Origin of the sequence: Nonlabens sp. (assembly GCF_965660805.1) — a bacterium.
Taxonomy (GTDB): Bacteria; Bacteroidota; Bacteroidia; order Flavobacteriales; family Flavobacteriaceae; genus Nonlabens.
On record NZ_CBFIBE010000028.1, the window covers coordinates 1 to 22,559 of the forward strand.

Genomic DNA, 22,559 nt, shown 5'->3' on the forward strand with positions numbered 1-22,559 from the left:
ACGGATCGTTAAAGTTGAACTATCTAGGTACCATCCATGAAAGACTAGGAAGAAAATTCATGGGGTATTCTCCGCAAGAACTGTTGCTAATAGAAAGATCATTTTTACAAGGTTGTGGTTATCAATTACCACTGAGGCACGACCATTTTAAGCCTAAAAACCCTAGAGATAAAGAAATACAATTTGAAGGTCTTTGCGCAGCTATCTCACAACTATGCAAACTGGATAACATAAATAATATAACAAACTACCAGCGTTTATTTGAACGAGTAAATAACCGACCTAAGTTTGAACTTGCGATATAAAAAAGAGGTGATTTTCTTAGAAAACCACCTCTTTTTTATATCATAAAGTATTTAGAATGATTGTATAATGAATAAATACAAAGGCATACCTAACGTGATATTAAATGGAAATGTAATAGCCAGTGCCATAGGTATATAAAGACCTGGACTTGCTTTAGGCGCTGCAAGCTTCATAGCTGCAGGAACTGCAATGTATGAAGCACTAGCTGCAAGAATAGAGAACAGTAAACGATCTCCTGTTTCTGTCACAAATAAACCACTCACTATAGCCACTATAATTCCATTTACGATAGGAATAATAATAGCAAATACCAGAGCAAACCAGCCTTTCTTTATAAAGGTGGAGAGTTTTTTACCACTAGTAATTCCCATATCTAATAAAAATACAGCAAGAAACCCTTTGAATAAATCTGTAGTAAAAGGTTTAATTCCTTCGGCTTGTGCGTCGCTGGCTAGTAACCCTATAAATAAACTACCTATAATAAGTAGCACGCTACCATTAGTAAGTGAATGATGAAGTACCGTTTTAGTAGAAACTTTAGTCTCATCTTTATCTTTGTTAAAATAAGAAATTAATAATAACCCTACCATAATAGAAGGTGCTTCCATAAGTGCCATTACCGCAACCATGTGCCCAGAAAAATCCATTTGCTCTAACTCTAGAAAAGAAATAGCCGTAACAAAAGTTACTGCACTTACAGATCCATATGCAGCTGCTATAGCTCCTGAGTTTGCAACACTAAATTTTCTACGTAAAATAAAGTAAGTATACACTGGTACTACTACGGCTAGTAAAATACCAAACAGCAACGACCAGATAATCTCCATGTCAAATTCACTGTGAGATAACTCCTGTCCACCTTTAAAACCTATAGATAATAAAAGGTATAACGAGATAAACTTAGAGGAGTTCTCAGGTATTTTTAAATCACTTTTGAGTTGAACTGCTATAATTCCTAAAAAGAAAAACAATACCGCTGGATTACTCAGGTTATCAAATAGTAGATGTAAATCCATAATGAATGAAGATTAAAGCTGGTTAAGTTTTAAATGAATTTTACTTTCCACTTCCACCATAGCCTCTGTTTTAATTAAGGCCGTTAGAAAGTTGATCGTTTTATCTTTTTCTATTTGCAACGCTTTTATACGTTCATTTTCAAAAGTAGAAGGATAAGAATGATCTTTTTCTGTTTTTGCAAGACGTTGCAATTTGTGAAAATTCATTTTTTTATCCAGCACCGCTGTAATAATCTCCAGCGCATCTGCCGCAGTAAAGTTTCCGTCTATCAGATCGATTTCTAATTGTGTCATGAAAAAAGTTTAGAGTTTTCAACTATTTTGAAATACGATGCAAAATTGAATTTATTTTTCCATAAATTTATATTTATTATTTTTATAATAGTCATAACTTTTTCTTATGAATTACACCTTACATCAACTAGAAATATTTTTTAAAATATCCCAATTAAAAAGTATCACTAAAACTGCCGAAGATCTGAATCTAACACAACCTGCCATTTCTATTCAGCTTAAAAAATTTCAAGAACAATTCCCTATTCCTCTTACAGAATATGTAGGTCGTAAGATTCATATCACTGCTTTTGGAAAAGAAATAGCCATTACCGCAGAGAAAATACTTAATCAAGTAGCAAACATCAGTTATAAGTCACAAGCTTATCAAGGAGTAATCGCTGGAAAATTGAACATATCTATAGTATCCACCGGCAAGTATGTAATGCCCTTTTTTCTTGCAGATTTTCTAGAAAAATATCCAGGTATTGAACTCACTATGGATGTTACTAATAAAAATGAAGTAATTAAAAACCTTGAAGAAAACCTGATAGACTTTGCTATGGTATCTGTGTTACCTGAGCACTTAGATATAAATCGTATTGAATTAATGCGTAATGAACTATTCCTTCTAGGAAAAGAGTATCCTAATAACACTAAAAAAACCTTAACAGCAGAACAGTTTAAATCCTTGAAACTTATTTATCGTGAAAAAGGATCTGCAACGCGCCAGGCTATGGAACAATTCATTAATCAACATCACATTGAGACTAATAAGAAAATAGAACTTGTTTCTAATGAAGCTGTAAAACAAGCCGTTATGTCTGGAATGGGGTATTCTATTATGCCCTTAATAGGTACTAAAAATGAATTAAAAAATAAAGAAGTTCAAATCATACCTGTGGAACATTTACCCATAGTTACTAACTGGAACCTTATCTGGTTATCTTCAAAAAAACAATCACCAGCGGCAATTGCTCTTGCAAATTATGTTAAAGAAAACAAAACTGAAATTATTAAAAAACACTTCAGCTGGATGGAAGATAAATCATTCTTGAGTTAAACTCTAAGCGAGTTCCTTTTCTATAATTCTATCCATACAGTTAATTCCATCTATGGCAGCACTTATAATTCCGCCAGCATATCCTGCGCCTTCGGCACATGGATATAAACCTTTTATCTCGATATGCTCTAAAGAGTTTAGATCTCTAGGAATCTTTACAGGAGAAGATGTTCTACTTTCTGGAGCATGAAGAACTGCCTCTGTAGTAAGATAACCTTTCATTTTATTCCCAAAAGCTACAAAAGCTTTGCGTAATCTACTAGCCAGTAGATCTGGTAAAACTTTATTCAAATCTACAGCCGTTAATCCAGGCTGATAGGAGGTTTTAGGAAAATCTGTAGAAACCTTACCAGCAATAAAGTCAGTCATGCGCTGTGCTGGTACTTTTTGAGATTTACCAGCAGCTACCCAGCAGTCGTGTTCTACTTTCTTTTGAAAATCGAGACATACAAATGGGTCATTTTCTTTATAATTAGGTAGATCTTGAGGTGCTACACTTACCACAATACCACTATTAGAATAAGGATTATTGCGACGGCTAGGACTCCAGCCATTTGTGACCACTTCTTCTACCGCAGTCGCACACGGCGCTATAATACCACCTGGACACATACAGAAAGAGTAAACACCCATTCCATCTACCTGTTCTACTAGACTATAACTAGCTGGTGGTAAATAGGGATTAGAATCATCTCCATGATACTGAATCGTGTCTATTAAAGATTGTGCATGTTCTATACGCACTCCTATAGCAAATGGTTTTGCCTCTACTTTAATTCCACGTTTGTGCAGTAAATAAAAAACATCTCGAGCACTATGACCCGTTGCCAGAATAACGTTATCATACTCATGCCAGTCTGAGTCATTAATTTGAATAGCTGTAACCTGACTATTTTCATGTTTAATATCGGTCAGTTTTTCATGGAACCTTACTTCTCCACCAGCCTCAATAATAGCCTCACGCATGGCAGTAATAATTTGAGGTAGTTTATTAGTTCCTATGTGTGGATGCGCATCTACCAGAATATCTGGTGTAGCGCCAAAATCCACAAACCACTCCATCGCTTTCAACACATTTCCACGTTTTTTAGAACGTGTATATAGCTTTCCATCACTGTAAGTTCCCGCGCCACCTTCACCAAAACAGTAATTAGATTCTGGATTCACGATGTGCTCTTTATTAAGCGCCGCAAGATCTCTACGTCGTGCACGCACATCTTTACCACGTTCATAGACCACAGGTTTTAATCCACCTTCTATAGCGCGTAATGCGGCATATAAACCTGCAGGTCCAGCACCTATAATCGCTACAGGTTTTGCATCACGCACATCCTGAATTTGATAGGGTTTGCGCTCAGACTTCTCTTCTCCATGCCGCCATATCTCGATTTGTAAATTATACAACACGCGACGCTGTCGTGCATCTATACTGCGTTTTCTGATATTCCACTGCGACACTTCATTCATAGAAAAATCTACTTTCTGAAATACCTTTTCCAGAATGTGATCTTCATCTTCAAGATGATGTGGTAAAACCTGTATTTGAACCAGTGTACTCATAGACTACAAAGGTAAGCGGTCTTTTAAATTATTATTTGATTTCTTTAAAGCAGTTCTGTTAGAATTATTACGCTTTCGCCAAAGCGTATTAAACATCACATGAAATAATTAAACTCATTAATGACAATTCAGTAATGATCTTATTGAACCTTTATATCATTGTGAAAAGAGATGCTGGTATGACCAGAGTATTCCAGCTGCAAAAACTAGGAATACCGCTCTAAATTCCTTTGTTGAATCTCTATAGCTTCCTTAAACTCTGTTTTCATGCGGTTAATTAAATCAGTCGCTGGCATGGTGTCTTGAACGGTAGCAGCTCCTTGTCCAGCACTCCAGATGGTTTTCCAGGCTTTGGCCTCAGTATCCATTTCCTTACCGAAATCTATTTTACCCGTTGCTTTTAATTGTTCCTCGGTAATTCCGGCGGCATTTAAACTAGCTCCTAAAAAGTTAGCACTCACACCAGATATGGCAGCTGTGTAAACAATGTCACTAGAGCCAGCCTCTATAATCATCTCTCTATATTCAGGTGTGGCTTTAGACTCCTCTGTATTAATAAAACGAGTTCCTAGATAAGCATAATCTGCTCCCATTTGTAACGCACTAGCCACATCCTGACCACTGCTCATTGCTCCTGAAAGTAGAATAGTTCCATCATAGAAACTGCGCACTTCTCTCACAAACGGCATAGGGTTCAAGGTTCCTGCGTGACCACCAGCGCCGGCACAAACTAGAATTAATCCATCTACTCCAGCCTGTGCAGCTTTCTCTGCATGGCGTTTTTTAATCACATCGTGAAATACTAATCCTCCATAAGAATGTACCGCATCTACCAGATCTTTTACAGCTCCTAGTGATGTGATAATGAGCGGTACTTTATGTTTTATACACACCATTAAATCTGCCTGAACACGTGGATTACTTCCATGAACGATAAGATTAACTCCATAAGGAGCAGCTTTCTTTCCTGTTTCTTTTTCCCAAGCGTCTAGTTCTGTTTTAATCTGTATGACCCATTCTTCAAAACCTTCAGTGCTGCGTTGATTCAGTGCTGGAAAAGTTCCTACGATTCCATTTTTACAGCAGGCTATCACTAACTCTGGACCCGAAATAAGAAACATGGGTGCTGCAACTACTGGTAAGGTTATGTTTTTAGAAAAATCTGCTGTGGTCATATTCTTGTGTTTCTCACAAATTTACAATTATTAAGGCAGTATAACCATTAAGGTGCTTCTATTTTTAAACACGTTAACAAGGCGTTAATTCATTTCATCTCTGCTGGATTAGTGTAGCTTTGTAACAAATTAATTTATGGTCCGTTAGATCATAGATTGAAATTATTTTTACATGACCCAAAGACTATTCATTGCGGTGATATTGTTGAATTTCGCTTTCGCGAAAGCGCAATCTGAAAAATTCACCCTTTCTGGAACAATAAGTGAACAACTCAACGGTGAAACCATGATAGGTGTTAATGTTCTTATCCCAGAACTAAGCACAGGAACAGCTAGTAATGAATATGGGTTCTACTCGATCACCTTACCAGCTGGCACCTATCAAGTGGTGTACAGTTTTATAGGTTATAAAAACATACAGAAAGAAATTGTCTTAAACGGCGATACTCAAATTAACATTTCTATGGAAGAGTCTGACGAGCAACTCGATGCCATAGTCATTAAGGCCGATGTGGAGAAACTAAGCACTCAATCACCACAAATGAGTGTAAATGCGCTCGCTATAGAAACTATTAAAAAAATACCCGTTGTACTGGGAGAAACAGACATCGTTAAATCTCTAGTGCTGCTGCCAGGTGTTACAAATGCTGGTGAAGGCGCTGCTGGTTTTAACGTGCGCGGTGGTGCCGCAGATCAAAATCTAGTACTCCTGGATGAGGCAACATTATATCAAAGTGACCACTTATTTGGTTTCTTTTCAGTTTTTAATCCCGATGCTATTAAAGACTTAAAGCTCTATAAAGGTGGTATTCCAGCTCGATATGGTGGTCGTGTATCCAGTGTACTAGACATTTATCAACGTGATGGAAATCGTAACAAATTTGGTGCTACTGGCGGTATAGGTCTCGTTGCTAGCAGGTTATTATTAGAAGGTCCTATTCAAAAAGAGAAATCTTCATTCCTTATAGGTGGTCGTAGTAGCTATGCTCATTTATTCTTACCACTTTTTGACATAGATAATAAGGCTTATTTCTATGATCTTAATGCTAAGTTGAGTTTTACACTTGATGATCGTAACCGCTTATATTTTTCATCTTATTTTGGGAGAGATGTCTTTACGGTAAATGAGTTTTTTGGGAACACCTTTGGAAACTCTTTTGCAAATGTGCGCTGGAACCATGTTTTTAATAATAAATGGTTTGCAAATACTTCACTTATCTATTCTGATTATAGTTATGGACTGGAACTGGATTTTGTAGAGTTTGAGTTTACCAGTGGTATCACAAATCTTAATGCAAAATATGATTTAACACACTACCTCAACGATAAAACTAAAATGAGATATGGTGTTAATTCTATTTATTATGAGTTTGATCCAGGTCGCATCGTGCCTACTACTGAGACGAGTCCTATAAATGAACAACAGCTTACTAAAAAATATGCTTGGGAAAATGGGCTTTATGTAGATGGCGAATTTGAAATCACAGATAAGATTAATATTAACGCTGGTTTGAGACTGAGTACTTTCAGTAGATTAGGTCAGGATAATATAGGTGTTTATGAAAATAATCAAGCCGTTGTTTTTAATGATGAGCTGCAAATTTATGAGTCTGTAGACCCTATAGAAACGACTAGCGCTAGTAGAGGTACTGCTTTAAAAACATTTGCAAATCTTGAACCGCGCTTTTCCATAGCTTATTCACTAGATGATGATACCAGTTTTAAGGCAAGTTACCAGCGTATTACCCAGTATATACACTTGATATCAAATACAAATGCGCCTACTCCATTTGATTTATATGCACCTAGTGGGACCTTTGTAGAACCTCAAATAGGTAACCAAGTGGCAGCAGGTTTTTTTAAAAACATGGGCGATTATTCTTTTGAAACAGAGGCTTTTTATAAAACTGTAGATCATAGACTAGATTACATAGATGGTGCAGATCTTATAGCAAATGATAATATAGAACAAATACTACTGAGTGGTGAGGCTCGCGCTTATGGTCTAGAATTACTTTTCAGAAAAAACAAGGGAAAATTACAGGGCTGGATTGCTTACACACTATCGCGCAGTGAACAGCGCACTCCAGGTCGTACACTAGAAGAAACTGGTATAAATAATGGAGAATGGTACAGCGCTGCCTGGGATAAAACCCATGACCTTACTATTACTAGTAGTTATGAATTAAATAAAAAATGGAGTATGGGCGCAAATTTCACCTTACAAACAGGACAGCCAGTCACCTATCCTAATGGGCAGTATGAGTTTGATGGTTTATTCATCCCTACTTATGAGGCACGCAACAGTAGTAGATTACCTCTCATACACAGACTAGATGTAAGCGCTACTTATGTTCCTAAACCAGATAAAACAAAAGGATGGCAAAGCAGCTGGGTATTTAGTATCTATAATGCTTATAACCGCAGGAATGCTGCAAGTGTAAGTTTTGCTCAAAACGAAGAAACTGGCCGTAATGAAGCAACACGTTTATCGATTTTTGGGGTCGTACCAGCGGTAACCTATAATTTCAAATTCTAAGAAAATGAAAAAATTATTCACCTTATTACTTTTAGTACTCACAATTACATCTTGTGAAGATGTTATAGAGCTAGATTTAAATAATACAGCCCCTAGACTAGTTATAGATGCTGAACTAGAATTAAATGAAGATGGCACTACTCTGGCAACCGTATTACTGACTCGTAGTAATGCTTTCTATCAGGAAGAAATAATTACCGTAGATGATGCCATAGTAACAGTAACTGATGAAAATGGTACTGTATTTAACTTTAATCTAGTAGCTTTAGGTGTTTATGAAAACACAAGCTTGAATATCCAGCCTGGTGCATCTTATACTTTAACCATAATAGATGGAAGTGATATTTATACAGCAACCCAGCGATTTGTAAACACTGTTCCCTATACTAGAGTAGAACAAAATAACATTAGCGGTTTCGGAGATTTAGTAGAAATAACAGGTTTTTTTAATGATCCTGCAGGAGAAGAAAACTATTATCTTTTTGAACTCATAGATCATACGACACCATCTAATTCTGAAATTGACATCATAGATGATGAGTTTTCAGATGGAAATGAAGCCCTTACCGTTTTCTTTATAGATGAAGAAGATTTACCTGTAGGCTCTGATCTCACGCTTGTTATTAGAGGTATAGACCGTAGAGCGTTTACTTTTTATGACACTTTAATCCAGCAAACTGATGATGGTGGCGGTGGTACATTTAATGCGCAACCTGCCACGGTAAGAGGAAATATTATTAATACAACAAACCCTGAAAAATTTCCTTTTGGATATTTCAGGGTATCTGAAGTTTTTAAAATAGACTTTACAGTTGTCGCAAATCCTTAAAAGAGGCTTTTATAATTTGAATAAACGCTTATTCTTTTTCATAAAATCCCAGTAATATTTAGGGTCAGGATAGGGATAACGTTCCATTCTATGGCGTTCTTTACATTTTTCATCTGGGCCGTTAAGAGGTAGGAAACACTTTGGGATTTAATTTCACTCCTAGCTTATAGTACTATTTAAGGTTCGTAAAGTCGCTAAAAAACAGAATAACCTATCTATTTTTAATTCTGTTGCTGAGCACTACACGTAACGCACCATTTCTTGTTCTGGACGTCGTACTTTTTTAAAATCGGCAAACATATCATCTGTTGCTCTATAACCTACTGGTAATAGTAAAACAGATTTGAGTCCTTGTTCTTCAAGACCTAGTAATTCATCTATTTGAGCTGGTATAAAACCTTCCATAGGACATGAATCGATACGCTCTTGAGCACAAACGGTCATTAAATTTCCTAGTATTATGTATGCTTGATTTTTTGCCCATTGCTCCACTTCTTCCACCTGTTTTGAAGAAAAAGAACTCGTGAGCATATCCTTAAATGGTTTTAATACCTCATCTGGTGTCTGACGTATTTTTTTAACGAGATTAAAATACTCATTCACATAATCTTCATCTACGTGTCTGGTGCATAAAACAAGTACCGCGCTACTGTCTGCTACTTGTCGCTGCCCAAAAGATTTTTCTACCATAGCATCCTTAACCTCTTGACTTTGAACCACTATAAGACGGCATGGCTGCAAACCATAAGAAGTCGCCGTTAAGTTAAATGTTTGCGTTAAAATATCCAGTTGATCTTGAGTTAATTTCTTACTAGGATCAAACTTCTTTGTGGCATAGCGCCATTGTAGGTTTTCTATACTTTTCATCTAATGGAATCGTTATATTTGTGGAATGGTGGCGCTTTTTTATCACGCTTTCGCGAAAGCGATTACTGCAATAACAGATGGAACAACCACACCATTCTAGACAAAGGTAAGAACGTGATTTTCTTCCCGCGTTAATATTTCAATAAAGGATTTTTATGACAGCTATAGAAAAACGTATTAATAACTCTGAGACTAGAATCTTCAAGGCCGTTTTTCCTAATACTACTAATCATTATGACACACTTTTTGGCGGTACAGCACTGCACATGATGGATGAAGCCTCATTTATTTGTGCAACTCGTTTTTCTCGCAAGAAAGTAGTTACTATAAGTACAGATCAAATTGATTTTAAAAAACCTATTCCTCAAGGTTCTATTGTAGAGCTGGTGGCTAGGATCTCTAAGGTAGGAACTACAAGCTGCACTGTAGAAGTTACCATGTTTATGGAAGACATGTATAGCTATGTACGTGAAAAAGTAGTGACTGGAAACTTTACCTTTGTAGCCGTAGATGATGATAAAAAACCAACTCCTATTCACTAAATGCGTAAATTTTTAAACATAACGGTTTTTACAGTCCTAAGTTTAGTATTACTTGTGATCATATTGCAATTTCATATTAATAGATCCAGTAGAGATGTGATTTTTGAAAACCCTAGTGAACTAGAACCTGCTTATGTAGGACTTGTGCTAGGTGCTAGTGTAAGACCTGATAAGAGTCTTTCTACGATTCTACAAGATCGTGTAGATAGCGCTCTTGAACTTTATAAAAAAGGACTCATTAAACGGTTTTTATTGAGTGGTGATCACGGTCAGAGTGATTATGATGAAGTTAATGCCATGAAAAATTATTTGACCTCTAAAGGAGTTTCTGATGAAGATATTTTTCTAGACCATGCCGGTTTTGACACTTATGATAGCATGTACAGAGCACGAGAGGTTTTTAAGGTAGACACTGCGATTGTTATTACTCAAAAATTTCATTTACCTAGAGCTATTTATGTAGGTCGTAAAATGGGATTAGAACTGCAAGGCTACGTAGCAGATAAAAGAGAATATACAGGAAATGCTCACTTTACTCGTCGCGAGTGGCTGGCAAATATTAAAGCCTGGATCGAACTCAACATTGAAAAAAAGCCTACCTATAGCGGTAATGCCATTCCTATTACAGGTGATAGTGGTTTAAGCCATGATAAGTAGTTCATTAACTTTAAGTCATAAGACTGAGAGCCAAAGCTCTGTATTTAATCTCTAATCATTTATGGATTAAAGAAACAATTTATACCAAAGTAAATAGAGAGATCTCTTAACTGATCCCTATTCAATAACGCATCATATTAAAAAATTAGATTTTTTTTCAAAAGTATTCTATGAATTATCCAGAATAACTTTATATTTGCAACCGCTTAAACAAAAGTGTTTTTGTTTATCGACCGGAGAAGTGGCAGAGTGGTCGAATGCACTGGTCTTGAAAACCAGCGAGGGTCACACCTCCAGGGGTTCGAATCCCTTCTTCTCCGCTTCCATAAAATGCTTCCTGAAAGGGAAGCATTTTTTATTTAGAAAAACTAAACCGCGTTTGGAGTTTTTATAAATAGAAAATGATTCACCAGCGATAGCTGGAAGGATTTTATGAATGTATTGGATTCCATCTAGGGATCAATCATGTTAATCCCTTGTTCTCCGTTGAATTAAAGCCCGATTTTCAAATGAAAATCGGGCTTTTTGTTGCTATAAACTCAGTTTCCTACTCCACCACACTCATTTCTATATAAATATCCTTTTTAGGCCAGTCACGTGAGTCGGTTTCTACTTTAGTGATAGCCTCTGCAACTTCCATTCCTTTAGTCACACGTCCAAAAATGGTGTGCTCTCCGTCTAAGTGAGCTGTAGCGCGCAAAGAGATAAAAAAATCAAAAGGATTGTGCCAGTTCTCAGGATTGTTTTCCCAGTACTTAGCACTGCTCAAGGTTCCATATGCATGCTTTACACCAGGTAAAATATGCATGGGCAACTGGTAGTTTCCCGCACTGTTCTTTTTTTGTGCTGTGATCATATTATCGCTATTCCCAGCTTGAACTATAAAGCGTTCCACAGCCCGATGCACAACGGTTTCATCAAAATAGTTATTCTTAATTAAAAACAAAAAACTTGCTCTATACAAGGGCGTTTCTTCAAATAATTCCATTTCTATATCACCATAAGAGGTACTCATGCGCACTTTAGTCTCTGGATGTTGAGCTGCATAACGAGTAAAAAACGCCTCTACAGAATCTTGTGGAATGTAAGGAAGTAATGTGTCACCTTTTCTGTTCACTACAGGCTTATAAAACTCTTCTATTTCCTGTACTTGTTGTTCTTGAACAGTTAACGTCACCGGCTTTTCAACCTCGACTGTGCTTGTCATATCCTTATGCTTTTGTGAACTATCTTTACAGCTCCATAAGAGAACTAATAATATAATAAAAGACCAACGAGTTGATTTCATTTGAAATATTTAAAAATTCTGTATCAAAAGTAAAGAAAATACCTCAACCTGGATTTGAGGTACAGCGCCGCATGGCTGCGGTAGAACGTCTAGAAGAATTACAACTCAACACACTTAAGACTCAGACCCCACGACACGCAGCAGTAATGATGCTGATCTATCCCATAAATGACATAGCACACTTTGTACTTATCGAGCGCATGCAGTCTAAAGGTGCACACAGCGGTCAGATCGCCTTTCCCGGCGGCCGCAAGGAACCTGAGGATCATGATGATTCAATCACTGCTCTGAGAGAAACTCATGAAGAGGTAGGTATCGCACCAGAGCAGCAAGAGATTATTACAGCAGGAACTCCTATCTACATTCCTCCTAGTAACTACATGGTAGCTCCTTATCTCGCTATTGCAAAAACAGAATTACAATTCATACCACAGCCCAGTGAAGTTAAATCTATACTAGAAGTACCATTACACGACTTGCTAGATGATGCTAAAAAAAGTTCACATACCCTATCCACTACCTACATGAAAAACGTTACGGTACCTTGCTACCACTTAAATAATCAAATCGTTTGGGGTGCAACAGCAATGATTCTGGCAGAGTTTGAAGCCATACTTAAAAAAGGCCTATCACCTTCATGAGTTGATAAAACTAATATTTTATTATACAAGTAAAGAAGAGTAACTTCTATTTTAAAAATTAAGCAGCTACCATTGCAGAGGTTCTAAAAAGCAAGCATTTATGAAAGGTAATAGTAACAAATAACACTACAAGTATTATATTAGCCATCCCTAAATTGAAATAACTCTATGGGATTATTTAAAAAAAATCCTTTCGGTCATATATTATTTATCAAGCGTTTCTTAATACGATTTTTAGGTGTCTTATCGCACCGTCGTTTTAGAGGTTTTAATGAACTTCATATAGAAGGAAGCGATGTTCTAAGAAACCTGCCAGAGCAAGGTGTTTTATTCATATCAAACCACCAGACCTATTTTGCAGATGTAGTAAGTATGTTCCATGTCTTTAATGCAGCCTTATCAGGTCGTCAAGATTCTATTAAAAATGTAGGTTATTTATGGAATCCTAAACTTAATATTTATTATGTAGCCGCAAAAGAAACCATGACCAGTGGTTTTCTACCTAAGGTGTTTGCTTATGTAGGTGCCATTACAGTAGAGCGCACCTGGCGTGCCAAAGGTGAAGAAGTACAACGCGCTGTAAACCCTAATGACACTAAGAATATAGGAGTTGCTCTTGATGATGGCTGGGTGATTACCTTCCCACAAGGGACCACTAAACCTTTTAAACCCATTAGAAAAGGAACGGCTCATATTATTAAACAATACAAGCCTGTAGTAATTCCTATTGTTATAGATGGCTTCCGTAGGAGTTTTGACAAGAAAGGACTGCGCATTAAAAAGCGTAATATTCTACAATCTATGGTAATTAAAGAACCCCTAAACATAGATTATGAAAATGAAAGTGTGGAGTCCATCGTTGAGAAAATAGAATATGCTATAGAGCAACATCCATCTTACCTTAAAGTAATTCCTGAAGAAGAACTGGAAGAAATGGAGCAACTTAACGAAAAACGTAAATGGGACTATTAATGGAAGGGTCACTTCATTAAAAAACCTTTTATGAGTTTTATGTATCTCAAATAATTTATACCTGTAATAGTGGAAATAGCTGTTATTCTTATCTTCATTCTAACTGGAATTGCTATGATCATTTTCATAGTAGGAATGATATTTTTAATAAGATGGTTCATAAAAAAAGGAACCGAACAAAAAAGTCCAGAGCATATTCAACATGAACAACAGAGTATGCAGGCTCGAGTAGATTCCATGAAAAAATCGCTAGCCCCATGGGGCAATCGCAGCTATACAGACATCTCATCATGGATGGAGTATAAATTCAGTAAAGGAATGGCGAGGAGATTAGTGGGAACAGTTTACTCTTTAGATAAAAAACCTATCATGGCTTTCAGCCGTGTGGAACGTGGTTTTAACTCTGATGGTTATTTCTTTGTAGGCTCCACAAACTTCAACCTTGCCTTTGAGGTGAAAGATGATAATATAGACATCGTTTTAAATCAGCAATCACTAGGTAGGATTACTAAGTCTGGAGATCTATTTAATAATCAAGGTGAACTTATAGGAAACGCTAAACATCCTGCTAAAATTGCCTTAAACTCTAGCGGCTTGAGATATCGTTTTGGTGAAACCACCTATAATGTTCAACTACATAACAAGGATATTGCCACCATTTTTGTTGCTCCTAATTATGCAGATTATGCTGAGAGCCTTTCTTCTGTGAATATAAATGAGAACGCTGTAGGACAACCCATAATTCAACTTTTGCAAGAACCATCACCCGAAGAAGAAAAGTGGTTACTGGCCATAGCAATAGTTGAAATAGTTCACCATGGTCACTGGATGATTTAGACCTTATGTGATTATAATGGATACGCTTTCGCGAAAGCGGCATTAATACTATCTTTACCAACCCAAAAAAATTCATCATTTTATGAAGGTTTCTTATAACTGGATCCGTCAATTTATCAATGTTCCAGAGTCTATAGAAGAGCACACAGCACTACTCACATCGCTAGGATTAGAAGTAGAAGGTGTGGAAAAATTTGAAAGTATAAAAGGTGGATTACAAGGTATCGTGGTAGGTCATGTAACTGAATGCGTTCCTCATCCTAATGCTGATAAATTAAAACTTACTCAAGTAAATCTAGGCGCACAAACGGTTCAAATAGTTTGTGGTGCACCTAATGTTGCTGCTGGACAGAAAGTTCCTGTAGCTACCATAGGAACCACTCTTTACACAGAAGATGGTGAAGCCTGGAAGATTAAAAAAGGAAAAATACGTGGTGAAGAAAGCCACGGAATGATATGTGCCGAAGATGAACTAGGTATAGGAACATCTCATGACGGTATTATGATGCTGGATGATTCACTAGAACCTGGAACCCTTTTTAGCGAGGTGATCAACCTAGAGAATGATCACACTATAGAAATAGGCCTTACTCCTAACCGCTCAGATGCGATGTCTCATCTAGGTGTGGCTCGAGATTTAAGAGCTGGCCTTGCTATAGATGGCAACTTGCTAGAGTTCATCACTCCTTCTGTAAGTAGTTTTTATGTAGATAATCGCACCCATCGCGTAGCCATAGAAGTTGAAAACACACAACTAGCACCACGTTATTGCGGCGTGACTATATCTGGAATTACCATTAAGGAATCTCCTGAGTGGATTAAAAACCGATTAAAAACTATAGGGATCACGCCTAAAAATAATGTAGTAGATGTAACTAATTATGTGATGCATGAGTTAGGACAACCGCTTCACGCTTTTGACCTGAATCATATAGAAGGAAAAAAGATTGTGGTAAAAACAGTTGCCGCTGGAACTGTTTTTAAAGCGCTGGATGAAGTAGATTATACACTTCATGAAGACGACTTAATGATTTGTGATGCTGTAAAACCATTATGTATGGCAGGTGTTTACGGCGGTTTTAATAGTGGCGTGAAGAATGAAACGACTTCTATTTTTTTGGAATCTGCATATTTTAATCCGGTAAGTGTGCGCAAAACGGCAAAGCGTCACGGCTTGAATACCGATGCTTCTTTTAGATTTGAGCGTGGAATAGATCCTAACATTACAGAATATGCCTTAAAAAGAGCTGCACTGCTTATCCAGGAAACTGCCGGTGGAGAAATCACCAGCGATATTACAGACCTGTATTCTCAAAAAATAGAAGACCAGCAAGTGTTTCTTCCTTATGCCAAAGTAAATTCATTAATAGGGCAAGATATACCTAAAGAGGAAATTAAAAGTATTTTAAGAACACTAGATATTAATGTAAATAACGTTACTGAAACTGGTTTAGGGCTCACCATTCCTGCTTACAGAAACGACGTTACCAGACCTGTAGATGTTATAGAAGAAATACTACGTGTTTATGGTTATGATCGTATAGGAACCAGCGATAAACTAAATGCAAGTATTGCACAGAGTTCCAGGCTTGATAATCATAAATTACAAAACCTAGTAGGCCAGCAACTCGCTGGACAAGGCTTTTATGAGATGATGGCAAACAGTCTCACATCTGATAAATACCATACACTAACCGAGCAAATCTCTCCTAAAAATGAAGTACGCATGCTCAATCCACTGAGTAGCGATCTATCTGTGATGCGACAGAGTTTAATTTATGGTGCGCTAGAAGCAGTAGCTCATAACTTAAACCGTAAACAGGATAACTTAAGACTATTTGAATTTGGTAACACTTATCATCAATATCAAGAACGCCAGTTTACAGAGCAAAAACATTTAAGCATTATCACTACGGGAGCGATCCATGAACAAAGCTGGAATAGTGCACAACGCACTGCAGATTTCTTTTATTTAAAAGGTGCCGTTATAGCTGTGTTAAAACGTTTAGGTATCTCTGTTATCTCTGAAAAACCGACTAAAATGGAATTTTTAAGTGAAGGAATTTCATTAAATAGCGGTGCAAAAATTGCTGATCTAGGTGTGGTAAAAAAGAAACTCTGTAAAAAGTTTGATATAGAGGCTACTGTTCATTATGCGAATATTTACTGGGATGAAGTATTAAAACTGGTTCAAAAAGAACGAAAAACTGTTACTGATATTCCAAAATTCCCAGCAGTTAAAAGAGATTTAGCTCTTCTAGTTAATGAAACCATTAGCTTCAGAGAACTACATGACATAGCGGTTCAAACAGAGAAAAAAATATTACAAGAAGTGCAACTTTTTGATGTTTATGAAGGCAAGAACTTACCTCAAGGGAAAAAATCTTATGCCCTAAGCTTCTTATTACAAGACGCATCAAAAACTTTAACTGATAAACAGATAGACAAGTCTATGAACAAAATACAGCAACAGTTAGAAAAACAACTAGGTGCTGAATTACGTTAAAATTTACGCAGCCATGATAGCTTTTCAACTCCTTTACGACCTAAATCGTGAAGGAGTTTTTTATTTTTAATGAAAATCTCTTAATTTTAAATATCTAATACTAATTTGTGTTTATAACGTCGTTAAAATAAATGGAATTATTTTTTTGCTTAGTTGAAGCTAAAAATTCTTTGCATAGCCGTAGCTAGGGAAATATTTTTAAGTGAAAAATAAGTAAAAAAGAAACTATTTATGAAGACCGTATAAATTCAAATTGGCATAATTAAAGGGAATTTATGTTAGCGCGCACAGATATTGAACAAAAGCTACAAAAGCAGAGGAGTAAGAAATATAACGAAGCTGATATTCTTGCACAAGTATCTCAAATACTAGAACAAGATCAACAGCAAGAGGACGCCATTATGCTGCGCATGAGGAATCCTCAAAAGCCTACTCCTCGAAATCATTTTAACTTTGACTTACTAGAAACAAATAAGATTTACCATGTAGATCATATACATGACATATGTGTAGATTACCGTTTGAGATTTTTAGACACTAAATATTTTAAAAACGACATCCCTCAAGAGGCTGTAAGTAAAATAAAGCAGTTAGAAAAAGATCACGACATTACATTGCGAGGCTTTAAAATCGTAGCACCTTCTAAGATGTTTAAACTAGAAAATGCTGATGATCCACTACTCTTTGCTCCTATAGGAAACGGTTATTTTTACTTAATTCATAAATGGGGAAATGATTTAAGTCCGTTACGGAAAGCATGGGCTTGGTCATTTAAAAGCTTTGAAAATTTAATTATCACTACTCTTATCGTGAGTTTAATTGCTAGCGCATTAGTGCCTAGCGGTATTTTTTCTCCTGAAACAAGTGGCGTGCAGTTTGTTTTAATTTTCTTTTTCATGTTTAAATCCATAGCTGCTATGGTGTTATACTACTCATTTGCCAAAGGAAAAAATTTCAACACAGCAATATGGAACTCAAAATATTTTAACGCATAAATAAGAACTACAAACCATAGTGTGTTCAAAAAACGCTTTTCTCAAGGAAGAGCGTTTTTTTATTATCTTGCTTTTTTTAATGAAAACTTTATGAAAACAAGAAACCCACTTTTAGGTGGAATTATTGCAGCTGTTATGATAGGATTTGGTGGCTGGAGATTGTATGAACATTTTCTTGGAGATACTCAAATGCCTACATGGCGCGTAGTACTATCGGTTGCAATAGTTGTGTATGGTTTTGTAGTTGCCTATAATGCCTTAATGCAAAAACCTAATGAATAAAATTACCATCAATTTTTATCTAGGTTTAGTATTTTTAATTTTAGGTGCTTATAAACTCTTTGAAAATTATTTCCTAGAAGAAGAATTACCTACTTATCAATTAATCGGTTCTTTTTTCTTGGTCGGTTTAGGATTATTTAGGGTATATCAATATCTAGCAAGACCAAAGAGTACTAAGTAACACACGTCTATTTTAAGCTCCAACCAGGTGAAAATAATTAAGAATACATTTTATTCCTTAATTCCTTAATGGCTTTATCATCCATATATTCTTCAAAAGTAGTATAACGATCTATCACACCATTAGGTGTTAACTCGATCACACGATTACCTACCGTTTGTGCAAACTCGTGGTCATGAGTAGTAAGCATAACAGTTCCTTTAAAGTTTTTCAAGCTATTATTTAAAGCTTGAATAGACTCTAGGTCTAAGTGGTTAGTAGGTTCATCTACCATAAGTACGTTTGCTCTTTTCATCATCATGCGTGATAACATACATCTTACCTTTTCTCCTCCAGAAAGTACTCTGGCACTTTTTAAAGCTTCTTCTCCAGAGAAAATCATTTTACCTAAGAACCCACGTAGGTGAACTTCTTCACGTTCTTCTTCAGTTTGTGCATACTGTCTCAACCAGTCTACTAGATCTAGATCTACATCAAAGAACGAGGCATTATCTACTGGTAAATAACTTTGAGTAGTGGTCACACCCCACATAAATGATCCAGAATCTGCTTTCATGCGGTCGTTTATAATTTCATAAAAAGCAGTTGTCGCACGACTATCTCTTGAGAACAGGACTACCTTATCTCCTTTGGCCAGGTTAATATCTACATCTTTAAACAGTAACTCTCCATCTATGGACGCAGCTAGCTTTTCTACGTTTAAAATTTGATCACCTGCCTCACGTTCTCTTTCAAATATAATTGCAGGATAGCGACGGGAAGATGGTTTAATTTCTTCAATATTTAATTTATCGATCATCTTTTTACGAGATGTCGCTTGTTTAGACTTTGCAACATTTGCGCTGAATCTAGCGATAAATTCTTGCAGTTCCTTTTTCTTTTCTTCAGCCTTTTTATTGGCTTGCGCTTTTTGACGTGCGGCAAGTTGTGAAGACTCATACCAGAAAGTGTAGTTACCGCTATACTGATTTACTTTACCGAAATCAATATCGGCAATATGGGTACAGACGGCATCTAGAAAGTGACGGTCATGCGATACTACAATGACTGTGTTTTCATAATTTGCTAGAAAATTCTCTAACCAGGAAATGGTTTCATAATCCAGATCGTTAGTAGGCTCATCCATAATAAGGACATCTGGTGTCCCAAAAAGTGCTTGCGCTAGTAACACACGCACCTTTAATTTATTATCCATATCACCCATTAAGGTGTAGTGGTACTCCTCACCTATTCCTAGATTAGAAAGTAGTGAAGCCGCAGCGCTGTCTGCATTCCAGCCATCCATCTCTTCAAACTGGACTTGTAATTCACCTATTTTATCTGCGTTCTCATCAGTATAGTCTGCATAGAGTGCATCTATTTCTTTTTTAAGCTTATATAAAGGTTTGTTTCCTTGCAGTACGGTATCTAGAACGGTATCTTCATCATGTGCATTATGGTTTTGTTCTAAAACTGACATGCGTTTTCCAGACTCTAGACTTACATGACCACTGGTAGGTTCCATCTGGCCTGTCATGATCTTTAAAAAAGTAGATTTTCCTGCGCCATTTGCGCCTATAATTCCATAACAATTACTACCACCAAATTTTGCATTCACCTCATCAAAAAGGATGCGTTTACCGAATTGTACTGATAGATTAGAAACTGATAACATATTTTAGTCTTTGAGCGTGCAAAAATACAGATAATATTAAGTTAATACCATACTGATTTTGTTGTTTTTAACAGCTCATTAACTCGCAATAGCTCATAGAAATGTTTCTTTTGTATGCAGCCATAATGAGTATGCTTTAATGAGTTTATTTTACTTGCTTTCGCGAAAGCGTAATGACATAAATCTTTTCTACCTTTTAACGGGTATACTCTTGTTATGTTCTTCATGTAAAGAAGACTCACATACGGTCACACATATTTCTGGTAAGATTATTAACGCTCATAATAACTATGTTACAATCAGCGATTATAATGGGATAACAGACACGATACCGCTACAAAAAGATGGCTCTTTTTCTAAAACCTACAGCACTATAAGCCCTGGACTTTACACGTTCTCGCACCCTAATGAATATCAATCTTTTTATATAGCGCCAGGTGATAGTATCATGTTGCGTTTAAACACTAAAGCATTTGATGAAACGCTTGCATTTTCAGGCAATCATTCTAAGGAGAATAATTACTTAATAAATTTATATGTTCAAATAGAAAAAGAGAACAGTGCATTTTTAAATAATTATAAAAAATCACATACCGTCTTTAAAAAGATGCTGGATAGTATCACTGCTGCGCGACTCAGTGATTTAAAAGAACATACTGAGCAGCATAAATTTGATAAAGAATTCTTGTGCCATGCAGAGGAGATTATTAAGTTCTCTAGCTGGTCTAAAATAGAGCGATACGCTTTTGTCCACTACGGTAAAAATGACTTTTTAAATAATAAAGAACTGCCAGATTCCTTCTATGATTATAGAAAAGAAGTAAAGGTGGATAATAACGCACTACTTAATAACATAGCGTTCAGACCCTATGTTAATGCGCTTATTTCAAATATGGCCTTTACAGCTCTAGCGAGAGACCTAGGATCTGGAGCGTTAGTAAATCGCTCTAGTTTAAAGTATCATAAAAAACGTTTACATATTATAGACAGTTTATTCAGTCGTGGAACTATTAAAGATATTTTTGCTACAAATGACACGCAGTATTTTATTATGAATCGTAAAAATGCAAACGAGATTAATGAACTGGTAGATGTCTTTCTTAAAATGACTCATAATAAGAAGCTTAAGTCTAAAATTACAGAAATGGCTGCTACTTATATTAAACTGGATCCTGGTAATGAGATGCCTAATATTAAAATTCAAAACACTTATAAAGAATCTTTAGACCTATCCAGTCGGGTTGATAAATTAAGTGTATTATTCTTTTGGTCAGATCTGGAGCGAGAATATGCCATTAGAGTACATGATAAAATTAAAGAGTTGCGCGTTAAGTATCCAGAAATAGATTTTATAGGAATAAATCTAGATGACTCTGAGGGAAAACGATGGGAACAAGCTTATGAACGCTATGACTTTAACCCAGCTATGGAATATCAAATTCTAAACGTATCTCCTGTAAGCGCACAACTAGCTTTGCGCCATAACAACCGCAGCATGGTTATCGATAAAAACTTAACCATTATAGACCCTAGTATTAATCTATTCCATTTTCAAATCGAAACTACATTACTAGGTTATATCAACAGGTAAAAACAAAAATTAAAATAAAAAAGGCTCGCGATGCGAGCCTTTTTTATAATAGAATGATCATCTATTTAATTCCCTTTTTTATAATCTGCTAGAAACTTAGCTAGACCTATATCTGTTAATGGATGTTTTAATAGACCTTCAATAGATGAAAGTGGTCCTGTCATAACATCAGCACCTAGTTTTGCGCAGTCTATAACATGCATAGTATGTCTTACAGAAGCAGCTAAAATTTCAGTTTCAAAACCATAGTTATCATAAATCATTCTGATCTCTGCGATAAGGTTTAAGCCATCGGTACTTATATCATCTAACCTTCCTATGAAAGGAGAAACATAAGTGGCTCCAGCTTTGGCAGCTAGTAACGCCTGTCCTGGACTAAAAACTAAAGTAACATTTGTCTTAATTCCTTTATCACTAAAGTATTTACAAGCTCTTACACCATCCTTAATCATAGGTAACTTTACCACAATCTGATCATTCATAGCTGCTAGTGCTTCTCCTTCTTTTACCATTCCGTCAAAATCTGTTGAGATCACCTCAGCACTTACGTGTCCATCTACTATCTCACAGATTTTTTTATAATGGTTTAGAATATTATCTGGTCCTGTAATTCCTTCTTTGGCCATGAGAGACGGATTAGTAGTTACTCCATCTAAAACTCCCATGGATTGAGCTTCAGCTATTTGATCTAGGTTTGCGGTATCGATAAAAAATTTCATGATTTTGTAGGATGTTTTATTTAGTACAAATTAATGGATTTAATGAACAGATCTCTCTAATTAAAA

At 36.2% G+C, this 22,559-nt stretch carries 22 protein-coding genes, 1 tRNA gene and 1 pseudogene; 16 read left to right on the plus strand and 8 right to left on the minus strand.

From position 1 onward, the window contains the following. A pseudogene (locus ACTF48_RS07885) lies at positions 1-305 on the plus strand (Na(+)-translocating NADH-quinone reductase subunit F); the annotation flags it as partial. 51 nt (positions 306-356) lie between these two features. On the opposite strand, the gene ACTF48_RS07890 reads toward ACTF48_RS07885, so the two are convergent. Beyond that, positions 357-1,322: a sodium-dependent bicarbonate transport family permease gene (locus ACTF48_RS07890; protein WP_438962612.1), complete on the minus strand. Its 966-nt coding sequence runs from the start codon at positions 1,320-1,322 to the stop codon at positions 357-359. Between the two features lie 12 nt (positions 1,323-1,334). Continuing rightward, positions 1,335-1,616, minus strand: coding sequence for a hypothetical protein (locus tag ACTF48_RS07895; RefSeq protein WP_438962613.1), 282 nt, complete (start codon positions 1,614-1,616; stop codon positions 1,335-1,337). Between the two features lie 106 nt (positions 1,617-1,722). On the opposite strand from ACTF48_RS07895, the gene ACTF48_RS07900 reads away from it, so the two are divergent. Continuing rightward, positions 1,723-2,658 (plus strand): LysR family transcriptional regulator, encoded by a 936-nt coding sequence (locus ACTF48_RS07900; protein WP_438962614.1) that lies wholly within the window; start codon positions 1,723-1,725, stop codon positions 2,656-2,658. A gap of 3 nt (positions 2,659-2,661) precedes the next feature. Here the strand turns inward: ACTF48_RS07900 and ACTF48_RS07905 are convergent, their stop codons facing one another. Together ACTF48_RS07905 and ACTF48_RS07910 are read right to left on the minus strand one after the other, a co-directional pair. Continuing rightward, positions 2,662-4,218 carry an NAD(P)/FAD-dependent oxidoreductase gene (locus ACTF48_RS07905; protein WP_438962615.1) on the minus strand — a complete coding sequence of 519 codons (1,557 nt, stop codon included), beginning with the start codon at positions 4,216-4,218 and terminating at the stop codon, positions 2,662-2,664. A 206-nt stretch (positions 4,219-4,424) separates the two neighbouring features. Then, positions 4,425-5,393 (minus strand): NAD(P)H-dependent flavin oxidoreductase, encoded by a 969-nt coding sequence (locus ACTF48_RS07910; RefSeq protein ID WP_438962616.1) that lies wholly within the window; start codon positions 5,391-5,393, stop codon positions 4,425-4,427. 172 nt (positions 5,394-5,565) lie between these two features. Between ACTF48_RS07910 and ACTF48_RS07915 the strand changes: the two genes are divergently transcribed. Beyond that, positions 5,566-7,932: a TonB-dependent receptor gene (locus ACTF48_RS07915; protein ID WP_438962617.1), complete on the plus strand. Its 2,367-nt coding sequence runs from the start codon at positions 5,566-5,568 to the stop codon at positions 7,930-7,932. 4 nt (positions 7,933-7,936) lie between these two features. Further along, positions 7,937-8,761, plus strand: coding sequence for a DUF4249 family protein (locus tag ACTF48_RS07920; protein ID WP_438962618.1), 825 nt, complete (start codon positions 7,937-7,939; stop codon positions 8,759-8,761). A gap of 240 nt (positions 8,762-9,001) precedes the next feature. Here ACTF48_RS07920 and ACTF48_RS07925 read toward each other — a convergent pair whose 3' ends face one another. Then, a complete protein-coding gene (locus ACTF48_RS07925; RefSeq protein WP_438962619.1) occupies positions 9,002-9,628 on the minus strand; it encodes an NAD(P)H-dependent oxidoreductase in 627 nt (208 codons plus the stop codon). Between the two features lie 3 nt (positions 9,629-9,631). Between ACTF48_RS07925 and ACTF48_RS07930 the strand changes: the two genes are divergently transcribed. The 4 genes from ACTF48_RS07930 (at position 9,632) to ACTF48_RS07945 (ending at position 11,147) form a co-directional block, all read left to right on the plus strand. Next, the gene (locus ACTF48_RS07930) at positions 9,632-9,763 is read left to right on the plus strand and encodes a hypothetical protein (protein ID WP_438962620.1); all 132 of its coding nucleotides are present in this window, start codon (positions 9,632-9,634) and stop codon (positions 9,761-9,763) included. Between the two features lie 20 nt (positions 9,764-9,783). Beyond that, on the plus strand, positions 9,784-10,170 hold the full coding sequence (locus tag ACTF48_RS07935; protein ID WP_438962621.1) for an acyl-CoA thioesterase: 387 nt from the start codon (positions 9,784-9,786) through the stop codon (positions 10,168-10,170). Beyond that, a complete protein-coding gene (locus tag ACTF48_RS07940) occupies positions 10,171-10,827 on the plus strand; it encodes a SanA/YdcF family protein (RefSeq protein ID WP_438962622.1) in 657 nt (218 codons plus the stop codon). Between the two features lie 235 nt (positions 10,828-11,062). Then, positions 11,063-11,147, plus strand: a tRNA-Ser gene (locus ACTF48_RS07945). 227 nt (positions 11,148-11,374) lie between these two features. Here ACTF48_RS07945 and ACTF48_RS07950 read toward each other — a convergent pair. Further along, positions 11,375-12,034 (minus strand): peptidylprolyl isomerase, encoded by a 660-nt coding sequence (locus ACTF48_RS07950; RefSeq protein WP_438962623.1) that lies wholly within the window; start codon positions 12,032-12,034, stop codon positions 11,375-11,377. A gap of 71 nt (positions 12,035-12,105) precedes the next feature. Between ACTF48_RS07950 and ACTF48_RS07955 the strand changes: the two genes are divergently transcribed. From ACTF48_RS07955 to ACTF48_RS07985, 7 genes are all read left to right on the plus strand, one after another. Next, the gene (locus tag ACTF48_RS07955; RefSeq protein ID WP_438962624.1) at positions 12,106-12,756 is read left to right on the plus strand and encodes an NUDIX hydrolase; all 651 of its coding nucleotides are present in this window, start codon (positions 12,106-12,108) and stop codon (positions 12,754-12,756) included. A 168-nt stretch (positions 12,757-12,924) separates the two neighbouring features. Then, positions 12,925-13,728 carry a lysophospholipid acyltransferase family protein gene (locus tag ACTF48_RS07960; protein WP_438962625.1) on the plus strand — a complete coding sequence of 268 codons (804 nt, stop codon included), beginning with the start codon at positions 12,925-12,927 and terminating at the stop codon, positions 13,726-13,728. A 114-nt stretch (positions 13,729-13,842) separates the two neighbouring features. Further along, positions 13,843-14,565 carry a hypothetical protein gene (locus ACTF48_RS07965; protein WP_438962626.1) on the plus strand — a complete coding sequence of 241 codons (723 nt, stop codon included), beginning with the start codon at positions 13,843-13,845 and terminating at the stop codon, positions 14,563-14,565. Positions 14,566-14,647: 82 nt separating this feature from the next. Continuing rightward, complete coding sequence (gene pheT / locus ACTF48_RS07970) at positions 14,648-17,071, plus strand: phenylalanine--tRNA ligase subunit beta (RefSeq protein WP_438962627.1); 2,424 nt, start codon at positions 14,648-14,650, stop codon at positions 17,069-17,071. 275 nt (positions 17,072-17,346) lie between these two features. Continuing rightward, on the plus strand, positions 17,347-18,066 hold the full coding sequence (locus tag ACTF48_RS07975) for a hypothetical protein (RefSeq protein WP_438962628.1): 720 nt from the start codon (positions 17,347-17,349) through the stop codon (positions 18,064-18,066). A 90-nt stretch (positions 18,067-18,156) separates the two neighbouring features. Further along, on the plus strand, positions 18,157-18,348 hold the full coding sequence (locus tag ACTF48_RS07980) for a hypothetical protein (protein ID WP_438962629.1): 192 nt from the start codon (positions 18,157-18,159) through the stop codon (positions 18,346-18,348). After that, complete coding sequence (locus ACTF48_RS07985; RefSeq protein ID WP_438962630.1) at positions 18,341-18,529, plus strand: hypothetical protein; 189 nt, start codon at positions 18,341-18,343, stop codon at positions 18,527-18,529. The genes ACTF48_RS07980 and ACTF48_RS07985 overlap by 8 nt, the downstream gene beginning before the upstream one ends. Positions 18,530-18,566: 37 nt before the next feature. On the opposite strand, the gene ACTF48_RS07990 is transcribed toward ACTF48_RS07985, so the two are convergent. Continuing rightward, positions 18,567-20,183, minus strand: a complete 1,617-nt coding sequence (locus tag ACTF48_RS07990) for an ABC-F family ATP-binding cassette domain-containing protein (protein ID WP_438962631.1) — start codon at positions 20,181-20,183, stop codon at positions 18,567-18,569. A gap of 139 nt (positions 20,184-20,322) precedes the next feature. On the opposite strand from ACTF48_RS07990, the gene ACTF48_RS07995 reads away from it, so the two are divergent. Then, entirely contained in the window at positions 20,323-21,774 is a 1,452-nt protein-coding gene (locus ACTF48_RS07995) for a TlpA family protein disulfide reductase (RefSeq protein ID WP_438962632.1), read from the plus strand. 65 nt (positions 21,775-21,839) lie between these two features. On the opposite strand, the gene fsa is transcribed toward ACTF48_RS07995, so the two are convergent. Continuing rightward, on the minus strand, positions 21,840-22,493 hold the full coding sequence (fsa, locus tag ACTF48_RS08000; RefSeq protein WP_438962633.1) for a fructose-6-phosphate aldolase: 654 nt from the start codon (positions 22,491-22,493) through the stop codon (positions 21,840-21,842). Positions 22,494-22,559: the final 66 nt, after the last annotated feature.